Annotated in this window: 24 protein-coding genes; 11 read left to right on the top strand and 13 right to left on the bottom strand. The window is 74.1% G+C overall.

Annotated elements, in window-relative coordinates:
• Positions 1 to 22: 22 nt before the first annotated feature.
• Both AC07B0_RS05170 and AC07B0_RS05165 read left to right on the top strand, forming a co-directional pair.
• Positions 23 to 925 carry an acyl-CoA thioesterase gene (locus AC07B0_RS05170; RefSeq protein ID WP_356870285.1) on the top strand — a complete coding sequence of 301 codons (903 nt, stop codon included), beginning with the start codon at positions 23 to 25 and terminating at the stop codon, positions 923 to 925.
• 40 nt (positions 926 to 965) lie between these two features.
• Positions 966 to 1,367, top strand: a complete 402-nt coding sequence (locus tag AC07B0_RS05165; protein ID WP_467293734.1) for a YchJ family protein — start codon at positions 966 to 968, stop codon at positions 1,365 to 1,367.
• Here the strand turns inward: AC07B0_RS05165 and AC07B0_RS05160 are convergent.
• Positions 1,331 to 2,167 (bottom strand): DUF6397 family protein, encoded by an 837-nt coding sequence (locus AC07B0_RS05160; protein WP_478896822.1) that lies wholly within the window; start codon positions 2,165 to 2,167, stop codon positions 1,331 to 1,333. The genes AC07B0_RS05165 and AC07B0_RS05160 overlap by 37 nt on opposite strands.
• 150 nt (positions 2,168 to 2,317) lie before the next feature.
• Positions 2,318 to 2,716 carry a roadblock/LC7 domain-containing protein gene (locus tag AC07B0_RS05155; RefSeq protein ID WP_281209658.1) on the bottom strand — a complete coding sequence of 133 codons (399 nt, stop codon included), beginning with the start codon at positions 2,714 to 2,716 and terminating at the stop codon, positions 2,318 to 2,320.
• 106 nt (positions 2,717 to 2,822) lie between these two features.
• Between AC07B0_RS05155 and AC07B0_RS05150 the strand changes: the two genes are divergently transcribed.
• Positions 2,823 to 3,260: a PPOX class F420-dependent oxidoreductase gene (locus AC07B0_RS05150; protein ID WP_356870279.1), complete on the top strand. Its 438-nt coding sequence runs from the start codon at positions 2,823 to 2,825 to the stop codon at positions 3,258 to 3,260.
• A gap of 3 nt (positions 3,261 to 3,263) precedes the next feature.
• Here the strand turns inward: AC07B0_RS05150 and AC07B0_RS05145 are convergent, their stop codons facing one another.
• The 5 genes from AC07B0_RS05145 to AC07B0_RS05125 all read right to left on the bottom strand — a co-directional run bounded on the left by AC07B0_RS05145 (position 3,264) and on the right by AC07B0_RS05125 (position 8,320).
• Entirely contained in the window at positions 3,264 to 3,908 is a 645-nt protein-coding gene (locus AC07B0_RS05145; protein WP_356870277.1) for a GTP-binding protein, read from the bottom strand.
• Entirely contained in the window at positions 3,908 to 4,288 is a 381-nt protein-coding gene (locus AC07B0_RS05140; protein WP_467293726.1) for a DUF742 domain-containing protein, read from the bottom strand. The genes AC07B0_RS05145 and AC07B0_RS05140 overlap by 1 nt, the downstream gene beginning before the upstream one ends.
• 17 nt (positions 4,289 to 4,305) lie before the next feature.
• Positions 4,306 to 4,749, bottom strand: a complete 444-nt coding sequence (locus AC07B0_RS05135) for a roadblock/LC7 domain-containing protein (RefSeq protein WP_356870273.1) — start codon at positions 4,747 to 4,749, stop codon at positions 4,306 to 4,308.
• Positions 4,749 to 7,475: a sensor histidine kinase gene (locus AC07B0_RS05130; RefSeq protein ID WP_478896820.1), complete on the bottom strand. Its 2,727-nt coding sequence runs from the start codon at positions 7,473 to 7,475 to the stop codon at positions 4,749 to 4,751. Before AC07B0_RS05130 ends, AC07B0_RS05135 begins: the two co-directional genes overlap by 1 nt.
• Before the next feature lie 65 nt (positions 7,476 to 7,540).
• Positions 7,541 to 8,320, bottom strand: a complete 780-nt coding sequence (locus tag AC07B0_RS05125) for an MHYT domain-containing protein (protein WP_469377614.1) — start codon at positions 8,318 to 8,320, stop codon at positions 7,541 to 7,543.
• 208 nt (positions 8,321 to 8,528) lie between these two features.
• Here AC07B0_RS05125 and AC07B0_RS05120 point away from each other — a divergent pair, with 208 nt between their 5' ends.
• A complete protein-coding gene (locus AC07B0_RS05120) occupies positions 8,529 to 9,128 on the top strand; it encodes a class I SAM-dependent methyltransferase (RefSeq protein ID WP_478896818.1) in 600 nt (199 codons plus the stop codon).
• A gap of 25 nt (positions 9,129 to 9,153) precedes the next feature.
• Here the strand turns inward: AC07B0_RS05120 and AC07B0_RS05115 are convergent, their stop codons facing one another.
• The gene (locus AC07B0_RS05115; RefSeq protein ID WP_478896817.1) at positions 9,154 to 10,068 is read right to left on the bottom strand and encodes an oxygenase MpaB family protein; all 915 of its coding nucleotides are present in this window, start codon (positions 10,066 to 10,068) and stop codon (positions 9,154 to 9,156) included.
• Positions 10,069 to 10,202: 134 nt separating this feature from the next.
• Between AC07B0_RS05115 and AC07B0_RS05110 the strand changes: the two genes are divergently transcribed.
• A complete protein-coding gene (locus AC07B0_RS05110) occupies positions 10,203 to 10,982 on the top strand; it encodes a hypothetical protein (RefSeq protein ID WP_356870263.1) in 780 nt (259 codons plus the stop codon).
• Positions 10,983 to 11,021: 39 nt separating this feature from the next.
• On the top strand, positions 11,022 to 11,534 hold the full coding sequence (locus tag AC07B0_RS05105) for an SAM-dependent methyltransferase (protein WP_469377620.1): 513 nt from the start codon (positions 11,022 to 11,024) through the stop codon (positions 11,532 to 11,534).
• Between the two features lie 147 nt (positions 11,535 to 11,681).
• Here the strand turns inward: AC07B0_RS05105 and AC07B0_RS05100 are convergent, their stop codons facing one another.
• Together AC07B0_RS05100 and AC07B0_RS05095 are read right to left on the bottom strand one after the other, a co-directional pair.
• On the bottom strand, positions 11,682 to 12,227 hold the full coding sequence (locus AC07B0_RS05100) for an MOSC domain-containing protein (protein ID WP_356870259.1): 546 nt from the start codon (positions 12,225 to 12,227) through the stop codon (positions 11,682 to 11,684).
• 23 nt (positions 12,228 to 12,250) lie between these two features.
• The gene (locus AC07B0_RS05095; protein WP_356870257.1) at positions 12,251 to 12,430 is read right to left on the bottom strand and encodes a hypothetical protein; all 180 of its coding nucleotides are present in this window, start codon (positions 12,428 to 12,430) and stop codon (positions 12,251 to 12,253) included.
• Between the two features lie 160 nt (positions 12,431 to 12,590).
• Here AC07B0_RS05095 and AC07B0_RS05090 point away from each other — a divergent pair, with 160 nt between their 5' ends.
• The 5 genes from AC07B0_RS05090 (at position 12,591) to AC07B0_RS05070 (ending at position 20,567) form a co-directional block, all read left to right on the top strand.
• On the top strand, positions 12,591 to 15,659 hold the full coding sequence (locus AC07B0_RS05090; protein ID WP_478896814.1) for a DEAD/DEAH box helicase: 3,069 nt from the start codon (positions 12,591 to 12,593) through the stop codon (positions 15,657 to 15,659).
• Entirely contained in the window at positions 15,656 to 16,954 is a 1,299-nt protein-coding gene (locus tag AC07B0_RS05085) for an SWIM zinc finger family protein (protein ID WP_469377624.1), read from the top strand. Before AC07B0_RS05090 ends, AC07B0_RS05085 begins: the two co-directional genes overlap by 4 nt.
• A 128-nt stretch (positions 16,955 to 17,082) precedes the next feature.
• A complete protein-coding gene (locus tag AC07B0_RS05080) occupies positions 17,083 to 18,438 on the top strand; it encodes a GAF domain-containing protein (protein WP_478866143.1) in 1,356 nt (451 codons plus the stop codon).
• Positions 18,439 to 18,493: 55 nt separating this feature from the next.
• On the top strand, positions 18,494 to 20,017 hold the full coding sequence (gene exaC, locus AC07B0_RS05075; RefSeq protein WP_478866142.1) for an acetaldehyde dehydrogenase ExaC: 1,524 nt from the start codon (positions 18,494 to 18,496) through the stop codon (positions 20,015 to 20,017).
• Between the two features lie 181 nt (positions 20,018 to 20,198).
• Positions 20,199 to 20,567, top strand: coding sequence for a PRC-barrel domain-containing protein (locus AC07B0_RS05070; protein ID WP_356870245.1), 369 nt, complete (start codon positions 20,199 to 20,201; stop codon positions 20,565 to 20,567).
• Between the two features lie 67 nt (positions 20,568 to 20,634).
• Here the strand turns inward: AC07B0_RS05070 and AC07B0_RS05065 are convergent, their stop codons facing one another.
• The 3 genes from AC07B0_RS05065 to AC07B0_RS05055 all read right to left on the bottom strand — a co-directional run bounded on the left by AC07B0_RS05065 (position 20,635) and on the right by AC07B0_RS05055 (position 23,909).
• Positions 20,635 to 21,912, bottom strand: a complete 1,278-nt coding sequence (locus AC07B0_RS05065) for a preATP grasp domain-containing protein (RefSeq protein WP_478897233.1) — start codon at positions 21,910 to 21,912, stop codon at positions 20,635 to 20,637.
• A gap of 218 nt (positions 21,913 to 22,130) precedes the next feature.
• Positions 22,131 to 22,280, bottom strand: coding sequence for a hypothetical protein (locus AC07B0_RS05060; protein WP_478896812.1), 150 nt, complete (start codon positions 22,278 to 22,280; stop codon positions 22,131 to 22,133).
• A gap of 114 nt (positions 22,281 to 22,394) precedes the next feature.
• A complete protein-coding gene (locus AC07B0_RS05055) occupies positions 22,395 to 23,909 on the bottom strand; it encodes a DHA2 family efflux MFS transporter permease subunit (RefSeq protein ID WP_478896810.1) in 1,515 nt (504 codons plus the stop codon).
• Between the last annotated feature and the right edge of the window lie 193 nt (positions 23,910 to 24,102).

The raw sequence follows: 24,102 nt of genomic DNA, 5'->3' as shown, positions 1-24,102 counted from the left end.
ACCCGACAGTGGAGAACCCCTGATGACGAACCCCGCCGAGAGACTCGTCGATCTGCTCGACCTGGAGCAGATCGAGGTCAACATCTTCCGGGGCGCGAGCCCGCAGGAATCCCTCCAGCGCGTCTTCGGCGGGCAGGTGGCCGGGCAGGCGCTGGTGGCGGCCGGCCGCACCACCGAGAGCGACCGCCCGGTCCACTCGCTCCACGCGTACTTCCTGCGCCCGGGCATCCCCGGCGTGCCCATCGTGTACCAGGTGGAGCGGGTGCGCGACGGGCGTTCGTTCACCACGCGTCGCGTCACCGCGGTCCAGCAGGGCAAGACCATCTTCAATCTGACCGCTTCCTTCCATCATCCGGAGGAGGGCAGCATCGAGCACCAGCTGCCCCCTCGCCTCGACTTCCCGCACCCGGACACCCTCCCGAAGGTCGCGGACGAGATCCGCGAGCACCTGGGGGCGCTGCCCGAGGCGCTGGAGCGGATGGCCCGCCGGCAGCCCTTCGACATCCGGTACGTGGACCGGCTCCGCTGGACCCCGGAGGAGCTCAAGGACGCCGACCCGCGCAGCGCGGTGTGGATGCGGGCGGTCGGCCCGCTGGGCGACGACCCGCTCGTGCACACCTGCGCCCTCACCTACGCCAGTGACATGACCCTCCTCGACGCGGTGCGCATCCCCGTGGAACCCCTGTGGGGCATGCGCGGTTTCGACATGGCCTCCCTGGACCACGCCATGTGGTTCCACCGGCCCTTCCGGGCGGACGAGTGGTTCCTGTACGACCAGGAGTCGCCCATCGCCCACGGCGGCCGGGGTCTGGCCCGCGGCAGGATCTACGACGTGGAGGGCAGGCTGCTGGTCTCCGTCGTCCAGGAAGGCCTGTTCCGCCCGTACGCACCCGACGCCGGCAAGCCGGCCGTGTCACCGCAGTAGTTCCCGTCCGCCCTCCCGAACCGAAGAGCTGAGCACGCGCATGCCCACCCCGGCCCTCCCCTGTCCCTGCGGGCTGCCCGCCGCCTACCCGGCGTGCTGCGGCCGCTTCCACGCGGGTACCCAGCAGGCACCCACCGCCGAGCTGCTGATGCGCTCGCGCTTCAGCGCCTTCTCGGTCGGCGACACCGCCTACCTGCTGCGCTCCTGGCACTCCTCGACCCGTCCGGGCCGGCTCGACCTGGATCCCGGGCAGCGCTGGGAACGGCTGGAGATCCTCGCCACCGAGCGGGGCGGCATGTTCGAGACGGAGGGCTCCGTGGAGTTCCGCGCGCACTACCGCGAGGGCGGGCACACGGGCTCGCTGCACGAGCACAGCGCCTTCTCCCGCGAGGCCGGCGCCTGGGTCTACGTAGGCCCCCTCTCCCCCGTCGAGTTCGACTGACCGCGGGCTCCGGCCAGGGCGAGGTCCAGGCCGGCGCGGTACCGCTCCACCTCGTCCGGCGGCTGCGCCCGCAGGAGGGGCCGCGCCACCGCCGCGGCCGCCGGGGCCTGCGGGTGGCCGTAGGGCGGGGGCGGCGCGAGCGCGGCCAGCACGATCCGCTCGGCCGGGTCCGGTACCGCGGTCCGCACCTCCTCCTCGGGGAGCACGGAGGCCAGTACGGCCGCCCGCTCCCACGGGTCGGAAGTCCGTCTCAGCAGCAGGCCCACGTGCCGGCCGCGCCAGACGCTGGGCCTCAGGTCTCCCCCGGCCGCGATCAGTTCCCGGTCCCGCGCGGGCGCGGCCCCGCGCAGCAGCCCCGGCTCCGCGGCGGCGAACTCCCGTAGTTCCGCACCCAGGTAGAGCCATACGACGACTCGGTAGCGGTTGATCCGGTAGCCGACGGGGGTGAGGTGCCCGCAGCGCGCGAGGCGGGTGAACCGGCTCGGCCCGGTGCCCAGCACCCTCGCCCCGGCGTCGGCGCCGGCCACCGTTTCGACACGGGCGCGCAGCGCCTCCGGGAAACCCCCGCCCGCCTTGACCCGTTCCAGCTCGGACCGGGTGAAGCGGGCCGCTCCGCCCGGGGCCCGCGGACCCGCCCGGACCAGGCCCAGTTGCACGGCGCGGGCGAACTCGGCCCGGCCCAGACCCAGTTCCCCGGCGGCCCGGGGCGCGGCGAGCAGGTCATCCTGCCGCGGGTCCCCCGGTAGCGCCTGCACGGCCGTCGTCTCCGGTCGCGCGCACACCTTCACAGCCTTCTTCATCACGGTCCTCCCCCACGAGTGGCGATCACTCTGTGCAAAGACCGTAACTCAGCGCGACGAAACCGGCCGAGGCCTGTGGATAACTTCCGGACGGACCCGCGAAGTGCCCCGGAACGGATGGGGACCAGCCCCGCCCTCAGACCCGGGGGATCAGCCCCCGGTGATCCGCCGCTCGGCGACGCCCAGGTGCTCGCCCACCCGGTTGACCAGCAGCGTCATCTCGTAGGCGACCTGCACGATGTCGGCCTCGGCGGCGCTGAGCGCGCACAGGCAGCTGCCCGATCCCGCCGCCACCACGAAGAGGAAGCCCTCGTCGTACTCCACCATCGTCTGGCGCACCTCACCCGCCCGGAAGTGCCGCCCCGAGCCCTTCGCCAGGCTCTGCAACCCGGCCGCGACGGCCGCCAGGTGCTCCGCGTCCTCCCGAGCGAGTCCCGCGGTGGCCGCCGTCACCAGTCCGTCGTTCGACAGCACCACCGCGTGCCGGACCTGCTGGACCCTGCGCGTCAGATCGTCCAGCAACCAGTCCAGCTGCTTGTCCAGTGCCATTTCCAGCCCCTCCCCGTCGCCGCGGCCGACATGGCCGCGCCCCGCCCCGCGTAGTCGTTCCGCCAGCCTTCCCCACCAGGGGCTTTCCGGCAAGGAGGATGGGCCCATGGCACAGAAGATGACTCAAGAGGAATGGCGGGCGTTCGTCTCCCACGGCACCCGTACCGGGAAGCTGGCCACGGTCCGCGAGGACGGAAGCCCGCACATCGCTCCCATCTGGTTCGTACTCGACGGCGATTCCTTCGTGTTCAACACCGGCAAGGACACCGTCAAGGGGCGGAATCTGGCCCGTGACGGCCGGGTGTCCCTGTGCGTGGACGACGACCGTCCGCCCTTCTCCTACGTGGTCCTCCAGGGGCGCGCCACGCTCAGCGAGTACGCCGACGACGCGCAGGAAATGCTGCGCTGGGCCACCCGGATCGGCGGCCGCTACATGGGCGAGGAACGGGGCGAGGCCTTCGGCCGGCGCAACGCCGTGCCCGGCGAACTCCTCGTCCGCGTCCCCATCGAGAAGGTCATCGCGACGGCCGGTGTCGCGGACTGACGCTCACGCGGGGCCGGGCTGCGGCCCCACCGAGTCCAGCAGCCGGGCGGTGTGCATCCGCCCGGCGTACTCGACGAGCCGGATGAGCACCTCCTTCCCCGAGTCCTTGTCCCGCGCGTCGCACAGCACCACCGGCGTCCCCTGGTCCAGGTCCAGCGCCCGCGCCACCTCGTTCGACCCGTAACGCCGGGCGGTCGAGAAGCAGTTGACGGCGACGACGAAGGGGATCCGCCGGTGCTCGAAGTAGTCCACCGCCGGGAAGCAGTCCTCCAGGCGCCGGGTGTCGGCGAGGACGACCGCGCCCAGCGCGCCCTGCGACAGCTCGTCCCACAGGAACCAGAAGCGGTCCTGTCCCGGGGTCCCGAACAGGTACAGCGACAGTCCCGACCGGATGGTGATCCGGCCGAAGTCCATGGCCACGGTCGTCGTGGTCTTCTGGTCGACCCCGCCGGTGTCGTCGACGAGTTCGCCCGCCTCGCTCAGCAGTTCCTCGGTCCGCAGGGGCCTGATCTCGCTGACCGCGCCGACGAGCGTGGTCTTGCCGACGCCGAAGCCGCCGGCCACGAGGATCTTCAGCGCGAGCGCGGTCAGTTCCCCGTCCGTCCCCGAACCGTCGGCCCGCGCGGGCCCGTTGTCGTGCAGTCCCATCACAGCGCTCGCAATCCTTCGATGACTTCACGCAGAATCCGCTCGTCCGGCAGCTGGGCGGGGGGCACCGGCCGGCTCACCTTGACGTGTCCCGCCTCCAGGAGGTCCCCCAGCAGCACCCGCACCACACCCACCGGCAGGTCCGCGTCCGCGGCGAGTTCCGCCACCGACTGCGTTTCGGAGCGGCACAGTCCGAGCAGGGTGCGGTGCTCCGGCCCCAGCAGTGAATCGTCCGCGTCCCCGGAGGCGTCCGGGTCGACCACGACCAGCGCGATCAGGTCGAAGCGGACCCCGTGGGGTCCGGGTTTCGTACGTCCTCCGGTCATGGCGTACGGGCGGACGAGGGGCCCCGCCTCGGCGTCGTACCACTGGCCGTCCACGTTCCGGGCCCCCGCCCTCACCCGGCGGCCGGCGGGTGGGCCGCGAACCGGGCGGGCGTGTAGAGGTGTTCGCCGACCCGCTTGACCAGGCGGGCCATCTCGTAGGCGATCAGCCCGATGTCGGCGCCGGCCGCGCTGAGGACGGCCAGGCAGGAGCCCTCCCCGGCCGCCGCGACGAAGAGGAACCCCTCGTCCATCTCCACCATGGTCTGGCGCACCTCCCCGGCGTGGAAGTGCCGTCCCGCACCCTTGGCGAGGCTGTGGAACCCGGAGGCGACGGCGGCCAGGTGCTCGGCGTCCTCCCGGCCGAGCGCTCTGGAGGAGCCCACCGCCAGCCCGTCGTTGGACAGGACCACCGCGTGCCGGACCTCGCGGACCCGCGTCACCAGGTCGTCCAGCAGCCAGTCCAGTTCGCCGTTCCGGCGGACGCCGTCGAGGTCGGTTCCGTGGTGCTCGATCATCACGCTTCTCCTTCGCTGCCTGCGTGGGGGGAGTTGTCGCGGGTGCCGCGCGCCCAGCCGTCCCGGTAGGCGGCCATGCGGTCCCGGGCCTGCTCGGGGCTGCGGCCCGGCGGCTCCCCGGGGCCCCCCGCCCCTGCCGCAGCCTTCGGTGCGGGGGCCTCGCGCAGCTGCGGGACCAGGCTCGCCTGCCGTACCCGGCGGGGCAGTTCGGTCACCGAGGCACCGGGTACGGACACGGATCCGGAGGCGGAGGCGGGGGCGTGAGGGGCGCCGGGGGCCGGGTCGGCGGGGCCCGGCAGCGGCCCCGGGTCCGGTACGGACGCGGAGACGGGGGCGGGTGCCTGGTGGGTACGGGTGGCCGTGCCGCCGGAGCCGCGCGGCCGCAGCGAGGCCACCGGGGCGGGCCGGTGCCGCTGCGGGGCGGGGCCGGAAGCCGGAGCCGGAACCCGGTCACGGTCCGGGGCCGGAGCAGGACCCGGAGCCGGAGCCGTGGCCGGGAGGCCGCGCACGGACTCCCGTACGACGGTCATGGCCGGGGCGGGCGACGGCACGGGGCCGGCCCCGGGTACCGCCCCGTCCGGGGCTCCGGGTGCGGCCGCGGCGGCCGGCGGCCCGGCGATGGCGCCCTGGAGCAGGGAGTTCGGCAGCAGGACCACCGCGGTGGTGCCCCCGTAGGGCGAGGTGCGCAGGTGCACCTGGATCGCGTGGCGGGCGGAGAGCCGGCTGACGACGAAGAGCCCGAGGCGGTCGCTGTCGAAGAGGTCGAGGTCCTCGGAGTGTTCGATGCGCCGGTTGGCCTGCGCCAGTACGTCGCGGCCCATGCCGAGGCCGCGGTCCTCGACCTCCAGGACGTAGCCGGCGCCGACGGGCTCGCCGCTGACCCGGACCTTGGTGTGCGGGGGCGAGAACTGGGTGGCGTTCTCGATCAGTTCGGCGAGGAGGTGGGTGAGGTCCGCGACCGCCCCGCCGGCGACGGCCGCCTCGGCGAGCCGGCTGACCTCGACGCGCGGGTAGTCCTCGATCTCGGACACGGCCGCGCGGACCACGTTGGTCAGCGGGACCGGCGTCCGCCAGGCACGTCCGGGGGAGGCCCCGGAGAGGATGATCAGGCTCTCGGCGTGCCGGCGCATGCGGGTGGTGAGGTGGTCGAGCCGGAAGAGGTCGCCGAGCTCGCCCGGGTCGTCGGCGCGCCGCTCCATGGAGTCGAGGAGGGTGAGCTGTTTGTGGACCAGGACCTGGCTGCGGCGGGCGAGGTTGACGAACACCCCGCTCACTCCGCTGGCGAGTTCGGCGCGCTCGACCGCGGCGCTGAGGGCGGCCCGGTGGACGGTGGACAGCGCCTCCCCGACCTGGGTGATCTCGTCGTCGGCGGGCGGCCCGGGCGGGGTCTCGGCGTCCACGTCGACGGTCTGTCCGGCGCGCAGCCGGTCCATGGCGTGCGGGAGTTCGCGGTGGGCGATCTCCAGGGCGGTGTTGCGCAGCGAGACCAGCTCCACGACCAGGGCGCGGCCGATGCGGACCGAGATGACGAGCGAGGCGGCGACCGCGGCGAGGCCCAGCAGCACGGCGGCGCCGGCGGGGCTGAGCGCGCCTTCGGTGAAGGGGTCTGCGCGGTCGGCGGCTTCGGCGTGCGCGGTCCGGCGGATCTCCTTCATCGAGGCGCTGATCTCCGTGTACGCGGCCTCCCAGCCGGCGGGAGCGGCAGACGCCTCGCGCGCCGCGCCCGCGTTGCCGTTGCCGGTGCCGGTGCCGGGGGCGGCCGGGGTGGGCGTGCCCGGGGTGGCGGCCAGGGCCCGGTCCTCGGCTGCGGTGAGGTCGGCGTACGCGGCGCTCTTGGAGGTGGCCTCCCAGACGGCCCGCTGGGCGGCGGGCAGGTCCCGGGCGGCGGCGGAGGTCAGCGCGCGCCGGGTTTCGACGGTCCCGGCCAGGCGCCGAAGCGTTTCGGCACTGCGCTGGCCGGGCAGGGCGAGCAGGACGTCCTCCCGGGCCAGCAGTTCCCCGGCGCGGGCGAACTCCAGCAGCACGCGGGCGTCGGAGCCGAGTTCGGGGTCGCGGCCACCGGAGAGTGCCCCTTCGACGGCGAGGGCGGAGTCGGCCACGCGCGTGTAGGTCTCGTAGGCCGCGTCGGGGGCGGCGCGGCGGTCGGTGACGTCCTTGCGGGCGGAGCCGAGGGACTCCGCGGCGGTGACGAAGTCGCGGAGCCGGGTGACGACGTCGGCGCCGTGGTTCCCGGAGTCGGCGACGGTGTGGCGGTCGCCGAGGCGCAGGCTCCGTACGGCGTCGTCGGTGCGCCGGACCTGCTGTGCCAGGGCGGATCCCTGGTCGGCGGGATCGGCCAGGAAGCGGACGGCCGCCCGGCGTTCGGCCTGGAGCTCGGTCAGGGCGGCGGCGACGGGGGTGCGTATCTCGGCGTCGACCTGGCGGATCCGGCTGAGGCCGGCGATGTCCTGGGCGGTGCTGACGGTGGCGAAACCCCAGAGGGCCAGCAGCGAGATCACGGGGACCATCAGCAGCGAGACGATCTTCGCGCGGACGGTGGCGGGCCGCAGCCGGATCCGGGGCCGCACCCCGCCCGCAGCGGCTCGGGCCGGGGCCGCACCGGGGAGGGGGGCCCGGTCCTGCTCGGGTTCCTCGGCCGGGGGCCCCGCGTGCGCCCGGCGGCCGCGCGCAGGGGGCACGGGCGGCCGCTGTGCCGCTGCTTCCGGTCTGGTGCGGGGTCTGCGCATGGGCTCCTCGTTCCGGGTGGTGCGTACGAAGGTCGGGGGCGGACGTCGGGGCGGCGGGGGCCGGGTCAGCGGGCGGGCAGCGCGCTCTCGCCCAGGTTCCGGGCGGAGGCGGAGGCCGCCCGCTCGTCGGCGGTCGGGGAGAGCGCGACGAAGGCGGCGGTGATGAAGAGGTAGGAGCCCAGGCCGACCGCGAGCGGGAAGATGAACTGCATGGCCGTGGCTCCGGAGAGCGCCGTGTCCGAGGGGGTGACGCCGACGGCGACGGCGGCCATGCCCGTGTAGTGCATGCTGGTGACGGCGGCGCCCATGACCAGCGAGGCCACGGCGACGGCGACGGGCGCCTTGATGTTGAGGGCCGCCCAGAGGGCGGCGGTCGCGGCGAGCACGGCGATGGCGACGGAGAGCGCGACGACCAGCGGCCGGTAGGTGACCTCGCCGTGCAGGCGCAGGGCGGCCATGCCGAGGTAGTGCATGCTCGCGACGCCCAGGCCCGTGGTCAGGCCGCCGAGGACGAGGGCCCTGCCGCGGTTCCTGCCGTAGCCGACGGCGAAGACCCCGGCGCCCACGACGAGCACGGCGACGAGCAGGCTCAGGATGGTCAGCGGCACGTTGAAGCGGACCTCGGTACCGGTGACGTGGAACCCGAGCATGGCGACGAAGTGCATCGTCCAGATGCCGGTGCCGATGGCCGAGGCGGCGGTGAGGAGCCAGTTGCGGCGGGAGGTTCCCGTCGCGGCGAGCGCGCGGACGGTGCAGCGCAGCCCGAGGGCGGCGCCGATCGACGCCATCACGTATGACAGTACGGGTGTAAGCCAGCCATAGGCGGCGTGGTCCAGGTGTCCCATGGCCACGGGACGCTAGTCCGGGTGAGGGCACGAACAAGGGGAGCATTTCGAAAGCCGCTGGAACTGCTGGAATATGACAGAGCTACGTTCGTCTTCGATCACACCACGTACCACCTTGCGCACGCACCGCAGGCAGCCTCGGAGGGCGGTAGGTGGCCAGAACCCCGCGCGGCGCCGAGGGAACGCCGCCGTGCGGGATCATGGGCGCATGAGCGGAGACCACACGCATGTGCAGGAGTTCTTCGGGGCGCGCGCCGAAGCCTGGGACCGGAAGTTCCCGGAGGACGGGCCCGCCTTCGTCGCCGCCGTGGCCGAGTCCGGGCTGCGCCCCGGGGACCGGGTGCTCGACGCGGGCTGCGGCACCGGCCGGGCGCTGACCCCGTTGCGGGCCGCCGTCGGGCCCTCCGGAACCGTGCTGGGCGTCGACCTCACCGAGGAGATGCTGGCCGCCGCGCGGCGGGCCGGGCGCGGGGCGGACGGGACGCTGCTGCGGGCGGACGTGGCCCGGCTGCCCCTGCGGGACGGCGCCCTGGACGCGGTGTTCGCGGCCGGGCTGATCGCCCACCTGCCGGACCCGGCGGCCAACCTGCGCGAACTCGCCCGCGTGGTGCGCCCCGGGGGCCGGCTCGCGCTCTTCCACCCGATCGGGCGCGCCGCGCTCGCCGCGCGCCACGGCCGGCAGCTCACCCCCGACGACCTGCGGGCCGAGCACAACCTCGGCCCGCTGCTGGCCGGTTCGGGATGGGACATGACCCGCTACGCCGACGAGGACGCCCGCTTCCTGGTGCTCGCGGACCGTCGCGCCTGAGCCCGCACGCCCCGGCCGGCTGGTGCTACGCGGGCGGCTGGGCGTCCGCTCCGGCCGGACGGCGGGGGTGCGGCACGGGACAGCCGCCCGCGCCCGGCACCGGGAAGGTGCCGAGTTCGCCCACGTCGTAGCCGCCCCGGTACCCCTTGACCTCCGGGTTCTGGCGGGCGTGGTGGGGGCTTCGGCGCGGGGGCAGCAGGCGTACCGCGCGGCCCCGCAGCCGCAGGGCGCCCCGCACGAGCCGCCGGACGCCGGGGCGCGGGAACTCGTAGCGGAAGGCGCTCAGCAGCGGCTCGTCGAGGAGGGCGAGGCTCGCGCCCCGCACGGCGGGGGCGAGCGGCGCCGGATACCAGGAGGCCATCAGGCCGAGGGTGGAGTCGGCGACCGCGCGGCCCCCTTCGTCCCAGCCGAAGTGGGCCGCCTCGTAGGCCTCCAGGGTGCTCTCGAACTCCTCGAAGGAGCCCGGAATGTCCTTGATGCCCAAGTGCCGGCCCAGGGTCGCGTAGTAACGGGCGCAGGCCGTGCGCTCGTGCCGGGTCAGCGGGCGCCAGCCGTAGGCGTCGATCCAGCGTGCGGGGATCACCACGAACGTGCACAGGACGTAGCGCATGTCGTCGTCCGAGATGTCGTAGCTGCGGTGCATCTGGTTGACGCGGCGGATCGCGGTGCGCGCCGTGTCGCTGTCGAAGCCGTGCTCGACGACCGCGTCGAGGAGCAGCACGGTGTCGTCGTACCGCTTCTGCGTGCGCTCGGTGAACTCGGCGGTCTCGGCGAGGAGGCCGCCGATGGAAGGGACGGCGTAGGTCCGGAAGAGGGCGAGCTCCAGGGCGCGGGTGAAGTCCCAGGGGAACTCGTAGGTGGCGGTGAGCCGGTAGATGGCGAGGAAGTCCTTGTCGGGATCGAGCCGGAGGATTTCCCTCAGCCGGTCGTAACGCTGCACCGGTATCCCTTTCTGTGGCGGGTTCCCAACTGTACGTACAGGTGGCGGGCTTGGAAATCGGACTCCTCCTGCTCTCGACGTGCGTGTTACCCGCTGGTTAAGGTGCGCCGACGAGAGAGCGATCGGGAGGCCACGTGTCAGACGAGGAGGACGGGGGCTCGCTGTACGTGCTGACCGCCGTGCTGCTGACCCCCACGCAGTTCCCGGCCGTCCTGGGCGACGACTTCCCGGAGGCCTGTGCGCTGCTGGGCGTACGGCCGGTCACGGACGGGTACGGGCTGGTGCTCGGGCAGGACGAGGAGGGGGCTCGCTGGACGGTCGTCGTGGACGACGTCTCGCTGGTGGCCGCCGCCATCGCCTCCTGGGACTGCGGCATGGAGTACGACCTGTCGCCCGACGAGCGGACGATCGTGGTCTCCCTCGCGGGCTGGCCGCTGGAGCTGACGGTGTCCGCGCCGGGTGTTCCGGAGCCGCACGATCCGGAGCAGGGTGCGGACGGCACCGGCCGGGTGCCGCTGACTCCGCCCTCGGCGGAGGCCTGGGGGCCGGTGCAGCGCCGCATGGGTGCGGACCAGATCGCCCGGGAGTGGGCGGACTGGCGCGAGCGCGTGGCGACGGACGGTGGGGCGGCGGCTGCCGCGCACCCCGGTCTGGCGCGGGCGCTCAAGGAGGCGACGGGATACACCCGCGAGGCGCCGCCGGCGGGCCGGGTGCGGTCCTCCTTCGCCGCCGAGGGCGCCCGTACCGTACGGGCGGACGGGCCCGGCTGGTCGCTGGTGGCGCGGACCGACGACACGGCCTTCGTCCTGCTGGACGAGGAGCCGGGCGAGGTCCTTGCCGTCCCCCGCGAGGGGGAGGTCGACCTCCGGGAACTGTTGGCGGCGCTGGACCGCGTGGCCGCGCGGCCGGCGTGAACTCACGAGAACGAGAAGTGCGTACACGAGGGGGACGGCATGACGGAGCGAGCCGGCGCTGAGGATTCAGTGGAGTCGGAGAAGTCGGTGAAGCCGGTTGCGTGCGAGCCGGTGGGGGTGGTCCTGGGAGGCCGCGCGGAGGTGGCCGACGACGACTGGGGACGGGAGACGGCGGTCATCCGGCTGGACGCGCGGCGGTTCGGCCCGGAAGCCCTGTACGGGCTGGAGGACTTCTCGCACCTGGAGGTCGTCTACCACTTCGACCGGGTACCGGTGGAGAAGATCGAGACGGGCGCCCGGCATCCCCGGGGCAACACGGACTGGCCGCTGGTCGGCATCTTCGCGCAGCGCGGGAAGAACCGGCCGAACCGGATCGGCGTCTCACGCTGCCGGGTCCTGAAGGTGGACGGCCTGGACGTGCACGTGGCGGGCCTGGACGCGGTGGACGGCACTCCGGTGCTCGACCTCAAGCCGTACATGGAGGAGTTCGGGCCGCGCGGCGGGACCCGCCAGCCGCAGTGGGCCACGGCCCTGATGCGGGACTACTACTGACCCGCACCGGGGTCCGCCGGCCCAGCCGCGCCGGAACGGGTCCGGGGTGCTCCGCGTCGACGGGACGCCCCGGGTTCTGGTGCCGGTCCGCGCAGCCCCGTCCGCTCGGACCCGCCCGCGTCGGCCCGTCCCTTCAGACCCGTTGGATCAGACCCGTTCGAGAGGGACGTGCGGGCGTGCCGGAAGGGTGACCGTGATCGTGTCGCCGGGGCGGATCGTGCCGCCGCGGTGGACCACGGCCATGATTCCGGCCTTGCGGACCAGCCGTCCCTCCTCGTCCCGCCCGACGACCTGCTTGAGCAGCCCGCTCCGGAAGTTGTCGATCTGCAGGCACGGGTTGCGCAGACCGGTCACCTCCACGACCGCCTCCTCGCCGAGCGTCAGCAGCGTTCCGGTCGGGAGCGCGAGCAGGTCGATCCCCTGCGTGGTCACGTTCTCCCCGAGCTCGCCCGGCGCGACCTCGAAGCCCTGTCCCGCCACCTCGTCGAACAGCTCGCGGTGGATGAGGTGCACCTGCCGCAGGTTGGGCTGCGTCGGGTCCTGCGCCACGCGCGAACGGTGCTTGACCGTGACCCCCGCGTGCACGTCCCCCTCCACGCCGAGGCCGGCGAGCAGCGTGATGCTCTCCCGGTTCGGCTTCGTGAACGAGTACGCGCCGTTGCTGCTGACCGCCGCGACCTGTGCGGTGTTCATGAAAAACGTCCCCCTTGCCGCCTTCAGCGGCCGAGCTGCTTCCTGGATATGCCCCGCAGTCGACGGCGCTGGGAGGTGTCCAGCAGGAGGTACGCGACGGCCGGGACCGCGACGAGGGCCACCAGCCCCCACACGCCGAACACGTAGAACAGCACGATGGCTGCAGCGACCGCGGCAACCGCGACCTTTCCGCTCCTCGACATCTACGGACACCTCCTCCTGCGTCGGCTACTGACCTCTCAACGCTCCGCCCCGACCGCGCGTTCCCGCGTGACCCGGGTCACCGCGTCGCTGACACCGCCGGGGGCTGGGCATGAGGTACTCTCGGCCGCCCCGTACCCGGTAGTCAAGTTTGAGGAATGCGTGCGCTCCGAGATCTCCGGCCTCCTCCGCCACTCTGCGGTCTTCCTGCCCGCCGACCCGCCGCGGAACGGCCGCGTCGCCTTCTGGCAGACGGGATCTGGCGGCTCCCAGGGTTCCGGGGGCTCCCAGAGTTCCGGGGGCTCCCAGGGCTCCGACGGCTTCGAGCACCCCGACGGCGTCGTGGAGGAGCTGACCGTGGTCACGCCCGCGCTGCACCGGGTGCCCGTCCAGGCCCTGGTGCTGCCCGTCGCCGCCGCCCTGCCGCTGCTCACCCGGGCCCGTACCGCCCCCGGCGCGAGCGGCCCGGCCGCGTTCTGGGGAGCGGCCGCGCTGCTCGCCCTGCGGTTCGCCGCCCGGGGGCTCCTGCTGCCGGGACTGAGCCCCGCCGGGTACGACGCGTGGCGGGCCGGTCCGCTGGAGGCCGCCGACCTGGGGGCGGTCCGGGAGCTGGCGTCCGCCATGCCGCCCGAAGCCCACTGCGTCCCCCTGGAGGGGGACGGCCCGCTCCGGCTGCCCGCCCCCGAACCCCTGCTGCGGGCCTTCCTCGACGCGGTCGCCGACACCCTGCCCCGGTCCCCCGCCGCACCCGCCGCCGCGGGCGGCCCCGCCTTCGCGGCGCCCGCGGGCTCCCTGCCCGCCCGGCCGGGTCCCGCCCTGCGGGCGTGGGCCGACGAGGTCGCTGCGGGCCACGACGCGGGAGTACGCATCTCCCTGCGCATCGAACTCCGCGACACCGGCCCGCACCGGCCCGACGGCGACCGCTCCACCGCCGGCTCCGCCCCGAACTCACCGAACTCCCCGGTCTCCCCGGTCTCCCCGTTCTCCCCCGACGCCGCTACGACAGACACGGAAACGGAAACGAACGCCACGGACTCCCCCGGATCCGAGGCCCCGCCCGCCCTGCGCGCCGTGCTCCAGATGCACAGCCTCGCCGACGCCGGCCTCGTCGCCGACGCCTCCGACGTCTGGGCCGCCCCGACGGCGCCCCCGGGAGCCGCCCCGGCCCCCTTTCCGCCCCGCGCCCGCCTCGACGCCCTGCGCGCGCTGCGCCGCGCGGCCCGGATCTGGCCCGCGCTCGCCCCGCTGCTCGGGGCCGCCGTACCGGACGCGGTCGACCTCGCCGACGAGGACGTGACGGAGTTGCTCGGCGGCGCCGCCGCGGCCCTCGCCGCCGACGGTGTCCAGGTGCACTGGCCGCGCCGGCTCGCCCGTACCCTCACTTCCCGCGCCGTCATCGGCTCCCCTCCCGCGCACGCCTCCGGGACACCGCCGGTACCGGGCCTCCTCTCTCCCGACGCCGTGCTGTCCTTCGACTGGCGCCACTCCCTCGGCGGTCAGGCGGCCGACCTGACCCCGGCGGAACTCGACCGGCTGGCCGAGGCGAAGCGCCCCCTGGTCCGGCTGCGCGACGAGTGGGTGCTGGTCGACCCCGCCGAGGTCCGGCGCGCCCGCGCCCGCGTGGAACGCCCCGTCACGGTCGGCGCCGCCGACGCGCTGGCCGCCGTACTCACCGGTTCCACCGAGGTCGACGGCACGCGGGTCGACGTGACGGCCGCCGGAGCGCTCGCCGAGCTGAAGGCACGGCTCACCGCCGACCCCGCACACGCCGCCCTCCCCGAGGCGCCGAAGGGCCTCGCCGCCACCCTGCGGGACTACCAGCTGCGCGGGCTGGCCTGGCTCGACCTGATGACCTCACTCGGCCTCGGCGCCTGCCTGGCCGACGACATGGGCCTCGGCAAGACCGTCACCCTGATCGCCCTGCACCTGCACCGCGACCGCCCCGAGCCCACCCTCGTCGTCTGCCCGGCCTCCCTCCTGGGCAACTGGCAGCGGGAAATCGAGAGGTTCGCGCCCGGCACGCCGGTACGCCGCTTCCACGGCGCCGACCGCACCCTCGACGGACTCGAAGGCGGCTTCGTCCTCACCACGTACGCCACCATGCGGCTCGACGCCGCCGAACTCGCCGCCCGCCCCTGGGGGATGGTCGTCGCCGACGAGGCCCAGCACGTCAAGAACCCGCGCTCCGCCACCGCCAGGGCGCTGCGCACCATCCCCGCGCCGGCCCGCGTCGCCCTCACCGGCACCCCCGTGGAGAACGACCTCTCCGAACTGTGGGCCCTGCTCGACTGGACCACGCCCGGCCTCCTCGGCCGGCTCGGCACCTTCCGCGCGCGCTACGCCGAGCCCGTCGAGAGCGGCCGCGACCCGCGGGCCGCCGCCCGGCTGGCCGCGCTGGTGCGGCCGTTCCTGCTGCGGCGCAAGAAGTCCGACCCGGGCATCGCCCCCGAGCTGCCGCCGAAGACGGAGACCGACCACCCGGTGTCCCTCACCCGCGAACAGGCCGGGCTGTACGAGGCGGTCGTGCGCGAGACCCTCGCCGCGATCGCGGCCGCGGACGGGACGGAGCGACGCGGCCTGGTCGTCAGGCTGCTGACCTCCCTCAAGCAGATCTGCAACCACCCCGCCCAGTACCTGAAGGATCAGGACCCCACCGGGGCCGGCGGCCGGGAGGCGGCGCAGGACACCGCCCGTTCCGGAAAGCTGGAGCTCCTCGACGAACTCCTCGGCACGATCCTCGCCGAAGGCGGCTCCGTCCTGGTCTTCACCCAGTACGTGGCCATGGCCCGGATCCTGGAGCGGCACCTGGCGGCACGCGGGATCGCCTCGCAGTTCCTGCACGGCGGGACGCCGGTCCCGCGCCGCGAGGAACTCGTCGACCGCTTCCAGTCCGGGGAGGTCCCGGTGTTCCTGCTCTCCCTCAAGGCGGCCGGGACGGGCCTGAACCTGACCCGGGCCGGACACGTCGTCCACTTCGACCGCTGGTGGAACCCGGCCGTCGAGGAACAGGCCACCGACCGCGCCTACCGCATCGGCCAGACCCAGCCCGTCCAGGTCCACCGGATCATCGCCGAGGGCACCGTCGAGGACCGCATCGCCGAACTCCTGGAACGCAAGAGGGCCCTGGCCGACTCCGTCCTCGCGGGCGGCGAGGGCGCGCTGACCGAACTGACCGACGCCGAGCTGGCCGAGCTCGTGGCCCTGCGCCCGGCCCCGGGGAGCAACCGATGAGCAGCGCGCACGACCCGTACGAGAAGACGTTCCCCGCGCTGCCGCCGCACGCCGGCCGGGCCTTCGCCACCACCTGGTGGGGTCATGCCTGGCTGCGCGCCCTGGAGGACGGCGCCCTCGACGCGGAGCAGGTCAGGCAGGGCCGGCGGTACGCGCGCACCGGCGCGGTCGGCGCCGTCTCGGTGCGCGCGGGCGGGCTGACGGCGGTGGTGCGGGACCGGGACGGGACGGCTCACCGGACGGACGTGCTGGTCCAGGAGTTCACGGAAGCGGAATGGGACCGGCTGCTGGGGCTGGCGGCCGCGGAGTCGGGGCACATCGCCGCGCTGCTGGACCGTGAGGTGCCGCCGGAGCTGGCCGAGGACGCGGCGGCGGCCGGGGTGGACCTGCTGCCGGGCATCGGCGAGCTCGACCCGCGCTGCGACTGCGGCGAGTGGGACCACTGCCCGCACACGGCGGCGCTCTGCTACCAGATGGCGCGGCTGCTGGACGGGGACCCGTTCCTGCTGCTGCTGTTGCGCGGGCGTGCGGAGCGGGACCTCGTGATCCAGCTGGAGGACCGCAGCGTCGCCGGAGCGGAACCGGAACGGGAACCGGAACCGGGTGTCCGGCCTGCCGACACCGGCATCCCGGCGGCCGAGGTGTTCGCGGCCCGGGCCGGCCTGCCGCCGCTGCCCCCGCCGCCGGAGCTGCCGGACGCTCCGGGTCAGCCGCCGACGCTGGACACCGAGGCGCAGCCGGAGGGACTGGACGTGGACGCCGTGGAGTTCCTCGCGCAGGCGGCCGCGTCCGAAGCCCACCGGCTGCTCGCGGAGGCCCTGGCCGCGGGCGGCGCCGAGTACGCGCGGCGGGCCCCGCTGACCGCCACGGAAGACGCGGTACGGCTCACCGCCGGGGCCCGCCACTTCCGGCTCCGTTTCCGCCTGGCGGCGGCTTCCGGCCGCGACGGCCCGGCGATGGCCCTGGCCGTACGCGCCTGGGGCTTCGGCGGGGCGCCCGCCCTCGCGGTGCTGGAGGACGACTGGTCGCCGGACCGGGAGGCTCTGGCCCGGGCCCGCTCCGCACTGGCGGCGGCCTGGCCGGACGAGGATGCTCCGGAGCTGCGCCGGGTCCGCGCCCGCTGGACGGCACCGGGCGCCCGGCAGCAGCTCCGCCTCGGCCGGGACGGCCGCTGGTGGCCGCTGCGCCGCGAGGCGGGCCGGTGGACCCTGGCCGGCCCGGGCGCGCCGGACCCGGCCTCGGCCCTGGCCTCTCTGGAGGCCGGCCCCGGCGAAGGCGCCGACGGGCCGGCCTGATCGAGGGGGCGCCCCGGGAACACGTTTCGGCGGGGAGTGGCCGACGTGGTGCTTGCCGGGGCCGGGCACCCGCACGACGATGGGGGCGCTCCGCGTACCGCGGCACCACGGTCCCTCGGGAGGGTGACATGGGCGATCCGTCGTTGGCGCTGCCGGGCGGGGCCGATCCCGTCGAGCGCACGCGCGTCCTGCGCCGGGCGCACGCGGCCTTCACCGAGGACGGGCGGGTCGAGGCTCCGGTCCGGGCGGTGATCGCGAAGTCCTGGCGGCGGTGCGCCGGGGCCCGGCTCAGTCCCGAGTGCGAGCCCCGGCTGGAGCTGGCGGAGGCCGAGCTGCGGTCCTACCGCGCGCAGCATCCGCTGGCCCGGGTGATGCCGCTGTTCCGGGACCTCGTCGGGGCGTTCGCGGCGCACGGGGCGCACCTGCTGGCGGTGTGCGACGCGCGGGGCGGGCTGCTCTGGGTCGAGGGCGAGCCGGCCACGCTGCGCCGGGCCGAGCGGCTGGGTTTCGTCCCGGGCACGCGCTGGGCGGAGTCGGCGATGGGAACGAACGCGCCGGGTACGGCGGTTGCCGTCGGGCGGCCCGTCCAGGTCTTCGGGGCGGAGCACTTCAGCCGCCGGGTCCATCCCTGGACGTGCGCGGCGGCCCCGGTCCGTGACCCCGGGACGGGGCGGGTGCTCGGGGCGGTCGACATCACGGGCGGCGACGGTCTGGCCCACCCCCATTCGCTGGCCTTCGTCCAGGCGGTGGCCCGCGCGGCGGAGACCCAGCTGGCGCTGCTCGCGCCGGAACCCCCGGCCGTCGGCCGGGACAGCCTCACCGTGCTCGGCCGTGACGGCGCGCTGCTGGTCCTCGGGGGCCGGCGGATTCCGCTCGGGCGGCGGCACAGCGAGATCGTCACCCTGCTGGCGCACCATCCGGAGGGCCTGTCGGGGGAGGAGCTGGCCTACGCCCTGTACGAGGACGAGTCGGTCTCCGCGGTGACCCTGCGGGCGGAGATGTCCCGGCTGCGGGCCCTGCTGGGGGCGGAGCACCTGCTCTCGCGGCCCTACCGGACGGCCGCCCCGCTGGAGGCCGATTCCACCGCGGTGGTCCGGCATCTGGCGGCGGGCGCCGTCTCGGCCGCGCTCGCCCGGTACGCGGGGCCGCTGCTGCCCGCGTCGACGGCGCCCGGCATCGTGCGGCTGCGCCGCCGGATCGAGGACCAGGCACGGGCGGCGGTGATCGCCCGGGCGGACGCGGGACTGCTCACGGACTGGGTGTGCGCCCCGTGGGGTGCGGAGGATCCGGCGGTGTGGCGGGCGCTGGCCGACGCCCTGCCGCCGGAGGGCCGGCCGGCCGCGCTGGCCCGCGTGCGCGCCCTCGACGCGGAACTCGGCGCGCCGCCCGCCGCGAGCGGGAACGGAACCGGGTACGGGTACGCCGGGCCCGTCACCGCGGCGGGCCCCCGGCACGCAACGTACCCGCAACCTGCCCGCTCCTAGCCTCCTCCCCGAGCGCTGTCCGACGGCGGCCGGCGCCCGGCAAGGGGAGGACACCATGGCCCGTTACGCTGCGCCCGGTACCGAGGGCGCGCTGATGTCGTACGCGTCCCGCTACGACCACTTCATCGGCGGCGAGTACGTCGGGCCCGCCCGCGGCCGGTACTTCGACAACCCCTCCCCCATCACCGGTCTGCCGTTCACCGAGGTCGCGCGCGGCACCGCCGAGGACGTCGAGCGCGCCCTGGACGCGGCCCACGCGGCGGCGCCCGGCTGGGGCCGCACCTCGGCCGGCGAGCGGTCGACGGTCCTGCTGCGGATCGCGGACCGCATGGAGCAGCACCTGGAGGCCCTCGCGGTCGCGGAGACCTGGGAGAACGGCAAGCCGGTCCGGGAGACGCTCGCCGCGGACATGCCGCTGGCCATCGACCAGTTCCGCTACTTCGCGGGTGCGCTGCGCGCCCAGGAGGGTGCGCTCAGCCAGCTCGACGACGACACCGTGGCCTACCACTTCCACGAGCCGCTGGGCGTGATCGGCCAGATCATCCCGTGGAACTTCCCGATCCTGATGGCCGTGTGGAAGCTCGCTCCGGCGCTCGCGGCCGGGAACACGGTCGTCCTCAAGCCGGCCGAGCAGACACCGGTTTCGGTGCACTACTGGCTGAGCCTGGTGGCGGACCTGCTGCCGCCCGGCGTGGTGAACATCGTCAACGGCTTCGGCGAGGAGGCGGGCAAACCCCTGGCGTCCAGCCCGCGCGTCGCGAAGGTGGCCTTCACCGGGGAGACGTCCACGGGCCGGCTGATCATGCAGTACGCGGCCGAGCACCTCACGCCGGTCACCCTCGAACTCGGCGGGAAGAGCCCCAACCTCTTCTTCGACGACATCTGGACGACGGACGACGACCTGCGCGACAAGGCCCTGGAGGGCTTCACGATGTTCGCCCTCAACCAGGGCGAGGTGTGTACGAGCCCGTCGCGCGCGCTGATCGAGCGCGGCCGGTACGGGGACTTCCTGGAGGCGGCCGTCGCCCGCACCGAACTCATCGTGCCCGGGCACCCGTTGGACACGGACACGATGATCGGGGCGCAGGCCTCCGAGGAACAGCTGAAGAAGGTCCTGTCGTACGTGGAGATCGGCCAGCGGGAGGGCGCCAAGCTCCTCACGGGCGGGCGCAAGCAGGAGCTGGAGGGCGAGCTGGCGGGCGGTTTCTACGTCCAGCCGACCATCTTCGAAGGCGACAACCGCATGCGGATCTTCCAGGAGGAGATCTTCGGCCCGGTGGTGTCCGTGACCTCGTTCCAGGACTTCGACGACGCCGTCCGCATCGCCAACGACACCGCGTACGGCCTGGGCGCGGGCGTCTGGACCCGTGACGTCAACACGGCCTACCGCGCGGGCCGCGCGATCCAGGCCGGCCGCGTCTGGACGAACTGCTACCACGCCTACCCGGCCCACGCCGCCTTCGGCGGCTACAAGCAGTCCGGCATCGGCCGCGAAACCCACAAGATGATGCTGGAGCACTACCAGCAGACCAAGAACCTACTGGTGTCGTACTCGCCGAAGCGGCTCGGGTTCTTCTAGGGGTCGGCTGAGGAGGCCTCGAGGGCCCGTTCTTCGGTGCGGGTGCGTGAAGTCGCGAAGGCGGGGCAGGTGAAGTCCAGGCGGTGAGCAGCACATCCGCCGAGCACGACGTACGGAACAAGGAGGGTCGGCGGAGAGGCAGTTCGCCGCCGTCCTCCATTGACCGAGGAGTTGTTTTCGCGTGACTGAACATGTGTGGAGTTACAAGTCGACGTCGGGCCACCTGGCCGGTACCGATCTGACCGGCTACAAGGTCGAGGCGACCGACGGCGGCATCGGCAAGGTCGACAAGCACTCCGACGAGGTCGGTGACGCCTACCTGGTGGTCGACACCGGTGTCTGGATCTTCGGCAAGGAGGTCCTGCTGCCGGCGAGCACCGTCGTCAGGATCGACCCGGAGGACAAGAAGGTCTTCGTCGACCGCACCAAGGAACAGATCAAGGACTCCCCCGAGTTCCACCGGGACAAGCACCTCGGCGACGCCGGGTACCGGGAGGAGCTGGGCACGTACTACGGCACCGGCGCCCCCTTCGGCGGCCGCCCCGCCTGATCCCGTTCCCGCATGACGACGCCGGTCCCGGCACCCTTCCTGGGTGCCGGGACCGGCGTCGTGCGGGTCAGCCCCCCTCGAAGTCGAGGACTGCCGCCACCGCGGTTTCCTGTTCCTCGACGTCCCCGGGGCTCCTGGCGATCACCGCGTACCGCCAGGAACGGCCGTCGGGCGGTACGTCCGCGTAGAGGACCACGCCCTCGCCGTGATCCGGGTCGAACGCGAGGCGGGTGGCGCGCAGCCGGGCGAGGGCCTCGTCGAAGTCCATGGGAGTGCGCGTCCAGCCCTTCGCCACCGACCAGGCGGGCGCCGGGTGCGGCCCGGCCGGTCCTCCGGTCAACCGGGTGACCATGGCGTGCGGTGTGGTGGTGGCCGTACGGCGGATGTTGCTCTCGCTCGCGTACGCGACGCCGTCCGTGTCGACCAGCGCGTCGAGCCCGAAGGGCCCGGCGTAGCCGTGGTCGGCCAGGTGGCGGCCGAGGGCCGTCCCCCACTCCTCCAGTTCGCCGGCCACGTGCGCGCAGGACGGCGGCAGCGGAGAGGCGTATCCCGTGAAGGAACCCTGCACCGTTCGCATCGCTCCGCTGAAGAGCGCGCGTGGCCCGGAGGGGGTCGCCTCCATCTGGATGCTGACCGACTCGGCGACGTCGAGGCACTCCTCCACCACCCACAGGCCCTCGGGCCCACCGACCGCATCGAGGGGCAGGCTCGCCCCGCCCCTCAGGTCGTCGCGGGACACGAAGCGCATCCCGTGCCCTCCGGCCGAACGGTCGGGTTTCACCACGACGCGCTCGTGGTGCCTCAAGAGGTCACGCGCCACGCCTTCCGTCTGGGGGCGCCGGCACATCCGGCCCGTCGGCAGCCGCATGCCCAGTTTCCCGGCCGTCTCGCGGAAGCCGGTCTTCGTGTTGAGCAGCATGGCCATCCTCAGGGCGGCCTCGGCGGCCTCGACCGTGGGATACGGGTGGACCGCGATGCCGATGTCCCGGGCGAACGCGATCGCCGACGCGTCCAGCGCCGTCGGCAGCAGCGCCGCGCCACGGTCCCCGGCGAGATCCCTCACCTGCTCGACGAGGCCCGCCTCGCGCACCGCCCGCGCCAGCGGGACGGCTCCGGCGGGGGGCACCTCGATGACAGCCACCGATTCCGGGGGCACCCCGGTCAGGCCGTACGCGTAGCGCAGGAACTCCGGGCTCAGCGGCACGGGGGTGACGAACACGTCCCCCGGCCGGAGCAGCCACACCTTCCGCGGCGCCTGCTGGGCCCACTGCGTCAGGATCTGGCCCTCGTTGAGATCCACCGCCAAGTCCGAGAGGAAGTTCGCGAACACCACGATCGGGCCCATGTCAGTCACCGCTCTGCTCCTCCGGTCGCCTCACGGCCGTCGACGGTCAGCTGGGATCACCCGCTCAGCCCCTGTCCCGCCGAACGCACCGACCCGGCCGGAGTGTGACACGGCAGGTGGTGGCGGGCGGGGATCAGGGCGGCGCGCACGGGCAGTTTCACACCTGGCCCGGTACCAGGTCCGCCCGGGGAGGCCATCGGCCCGACTCGGTCCGGTGTTCAGAGCAGCGCCTCCAGCCTGATGGGCAGGTCCGTCAGGCGTTTGCCGGTGGCGTTGAACACCGCGATGCCGCTCACCATGCCTCCGACGGCCTGGCTGTGGGCCGGTTTGGGGCTGGCCACGCGGCCCGCGGCGTAGGCCGCGAACATCCCGCTCCAGCGCACGGACCCGGCTGCCGGCCCGTCGGCGCGGGTGGGGTGGCACGGGAAGCGGTACCCGCCGGGTCACGTCGAGAGCCGGCGGTGGTCCGGCCGTGCAGGGTGTCAGGTGGGTGTGTGGGCGGTTTTGTGTGTCGTGGCGCCGTCTTCGTCCTGGGGCTCCGGCGCAGGGGGCTGTTGCGGAGCGGGCGGGGTGCGGACCAGCAACGCGACCAGCACGGCCACGGCGCCGAGTGCGGCGCCGATGCCGAATCCCCACCGGATGCCCGTGGCGAGGGCGCCGGTGGCGTTGGCGCCCTCGGCTGCCGCCGTGGCGGCGCGTCCCGACATGACGGCGATGACCAGGGCGGTGCCGGCGGCGGCCGCGACCTGTTGGAGCGAGCCCAGGATGGCGGAGCCGTGGGGGTAGAGGTGCGGCGGCAGTACGGCCAGGCCCGAGGTGAAGACGGGGGTGAAGACGAACGCCATGCCCGCGCTCAGGGCCACGTGAAGGGCGAGCACCAGCCACGGCGAGGTCTGTTCGCCCGTGAGGGCGAACAGCGCGAGGCACAGCGCCGTGAGTACGGCTCCGGGTACGACCAGGCGGGGTGCGCCGAGCCGGTCGTACAGCTTGCCGACCTGTGGTCCGAGCAGGCCCATGGTCAGGCCGCCGGGGATGAGGAGCAGCCCGGTCTGCAGTGAGGTCAGGCCGCACACCTCTTGCAGGTAGATCGGCAGCAGGATGAACGCACCCATGAGGGCCATGAAGGACAGGCACATCAGACCGAGTGCCACGGAGAAGTGCCGGTACGTGAGGGCGCGCAGGTCCAGCAGCGGTGCGGACGAGCGTTGCAGTGCCAGCTGGCGCCATACGAACAGGCCTACGAGCACGGCGCCGACCAGGGTGGTGGCCTCCGGGGGTACGGGGGCCTGGGCCGCGTTCTCGGCACCGAGCCCGCTCAGGCCGTAGACCAGGGCGCCGAAGCCCGCTGCCGCCAGGGGGACGGACAGCCAGTCGATGGGGGCGGCCTGCGGCTCGCCGATGTTGACCAGGTTGCGCCGGCCGAACAGGGCCATGGCTCCGGCGATGGGGAGCACGGCCAGGAACAGCAGGCGCCATGACCCCAGCTGCAGCAGCACACCGGAGACGGCGGGGCCGAGGGCGGGTGCGACGGAGATGACGAGGGTGATGTTGCCCATGACACGGCCGCGGTCGTGCGGGGGCACGAGGGTCATCAGCGTCGTCATGAGCAGCGGCATCATGACGGCGGTGCCGCTGGCCTGGATGACGCGCGCGGCCAGCAGTACGGGGTAGGCGGGCGCGGCAGCGGCCAGAGCCGTGCCGGCGAGGAACAGTGCCATGGCGAGGCCGAAGGCGGTTCGGGTCGTCACGCGCTGGAGGAACCACCCCGTCACCGGGATGACGACGGCCATGGTGAGCATGAAGGCCGTGGACAGCCATCCTGCGGCGGCTGCGGTGACCTCGAACTGGCGCATGAGCCGCGGGATCGCGTTGACCATGATCGTCTCGTTGAGGAGGACGACGAACGTGGACAGCACGAGGATCCGCAGCACGGCGGTGACGCGGGCGGGCGAGGGCGTGGGCGTTGCGTGTGGTGCGGGCATGGTGCCTTCCGTCATGTGAGTGTCCTCCGCACGTGGGCGGGTCACACAGACAGACCGCGGCGCCGGGAAGAACTCATCGCTGTTCGCCGATCCTGTCGCTGCCGCCGCCCGGGCTCAAGCCATTTTGCCGACCGTTCCCAGCGGCGGAGGGGTCCACGAGGGCAATCCCGGCCGCCGCTCCGGCCTCCCTCGGCCGGCACCGGCCCGC

Source organism: Streptomyces sp. NPDC044704, from assembly GCF_056433525.1.
Note: the sequence above shows the minus strand (reverse complement) of the source record. Positions and strands in the feature narration are given on the sequence as shown.

Bases quoted from the DNA above. Each gene is read 5' to 3' on its own strand.
- AC07B0_RS05170 (WP_356870285.1), top strand. From the start codon at position 23: ATGACGAACCCCGCCGAGAGACTCGTCGATCTGCTCGACCTGGAGCAG.
- AC07B0_RS05165 (WP_467293734.1), top strand. From the start codon at position 966: ATGCCCACCCCGGCCCTCCCCTGTCCCTGCGGGCTGCCCGCCGCCTAC.
- AC07B0_RS05160 (WP_478896822.1), bottom strand. From the start codon at position 2,167: ATGAAGAAGGCTGTGAAGGTGTGCGCGCGACCGGAGACGACGGCCGTG.
- AC07B0_RS05155 (WP_281209658.1), bottom strand. From the start codon at position 2,716: ATGGCACTGGACAAGCAGCTGGACTGGTTGCTGGACGATCTGACGCGC.
- AC07B0_RS05150 (WP_356870279.1), top strand. From the start codon at position 2,823: ATGGCACAGAAGATGACTCAAGAGGAATGGCGGGCGTTCGTCTCCCAC.
- AC07B0_RS05145 (WP_356870277.1), bottom strand. From the start codon at position 3,908: ATGGGACTGCACGACAACGGGCCCGCGCGGGCCGACGGTTCGGGGACG.
- AC07B0_RS05135 (WP_356870273.1), bottom strand. From the start codon at position 4,749: ATGATCGAGCACCACGGAACCGACCTCGACGGCGTCCGCCGGAACGGC.
- AC07B0_RS05130 (WP_478896820.1), bottom strand. From the start codon at position 7,475: ATGCGCAGACCCCGCACCAGACCGGAAGCAGCGGCACAGCGGCCGCCC.
- AC07B0_RS05125 (WP_469377614.1), bottom strand. From the start codon at position 8,320: ATGGGACACCTGGACCACGCCGCCTATGGCTGGCTTACACCCGTACTG.
- AC07B0_RS05120 (WP_478896818.1), top strand. From the start codon at position 8,529: ATGAGCGGAGACCACACGCATGTGCAGGAGTTCTTCGGGGCGCGCGCC.
- AC07B0_RS05105 (WP_469377620.1), top strand. From the start codon at position 11,022: ATGACGGAGCGAGCCGGCGCTGAGGATTCAGTGGAGTCGGAGAAGTCG.
- AC07B0_RS05100 (WP_356870259.1), bottom strand. From the start codon at position 12,227: ATGAACACCGCACAGGTCGCGGCGGTCAGCAGCAACGGCGCGTACTCG.
- AC07B0_RS05095 (WP_356870257.1), bottom strand. From the start codon at position 12,430: ATGTCGAGGAGCGGAAAGGTCGCGGTTGCCGCGGTCGCTGCAGCCATC.
- AC07B0_RS05085 (WP_469377624.1), top strand. From the start codon at position 15,656: ATGAGCAGCGCGCACGACCCGTACGAGAAGACGTTCCCCGCGCTGCCG.
- AC07B0_RS05080 (WP_478866143.1), top strand. From the start codon at position 17,083: ATGGGCGATCCGTCGTTGGCGCTGCCGGGCGGGGCCGATCCCGTCGAG.
- exaC (WP_478866142.1), top strand. From the start codon at position 18,494: ATGGCCCGTTACGCTGCGCCCGGTACCGAGGGCGCGCTGATGTCGTAC.
- AC07B0_RS05065 (WP_478897233.1), bottom strand. From the start codon at position 21,912: ATGGGCCCGATCGTGGTGTTCGCGAACTTCCTCTCGGACTTGGCGGTG.
- AC07B0_RS05060 (WP_478896812.1), bottom strand. From the start codon at position 22,280: ATGTTCGCGGCCTACGCCGCGGGCCGCGTGGCCAGCCCCAAACCGGCC.
- AC07B0_RS05055 (WP_478896810.1), bottom strand. From the start codon at position 23,909: ATGACGGAAGGCACCATGCCCGCACCACACGCAACGCCCACGCCCTCG.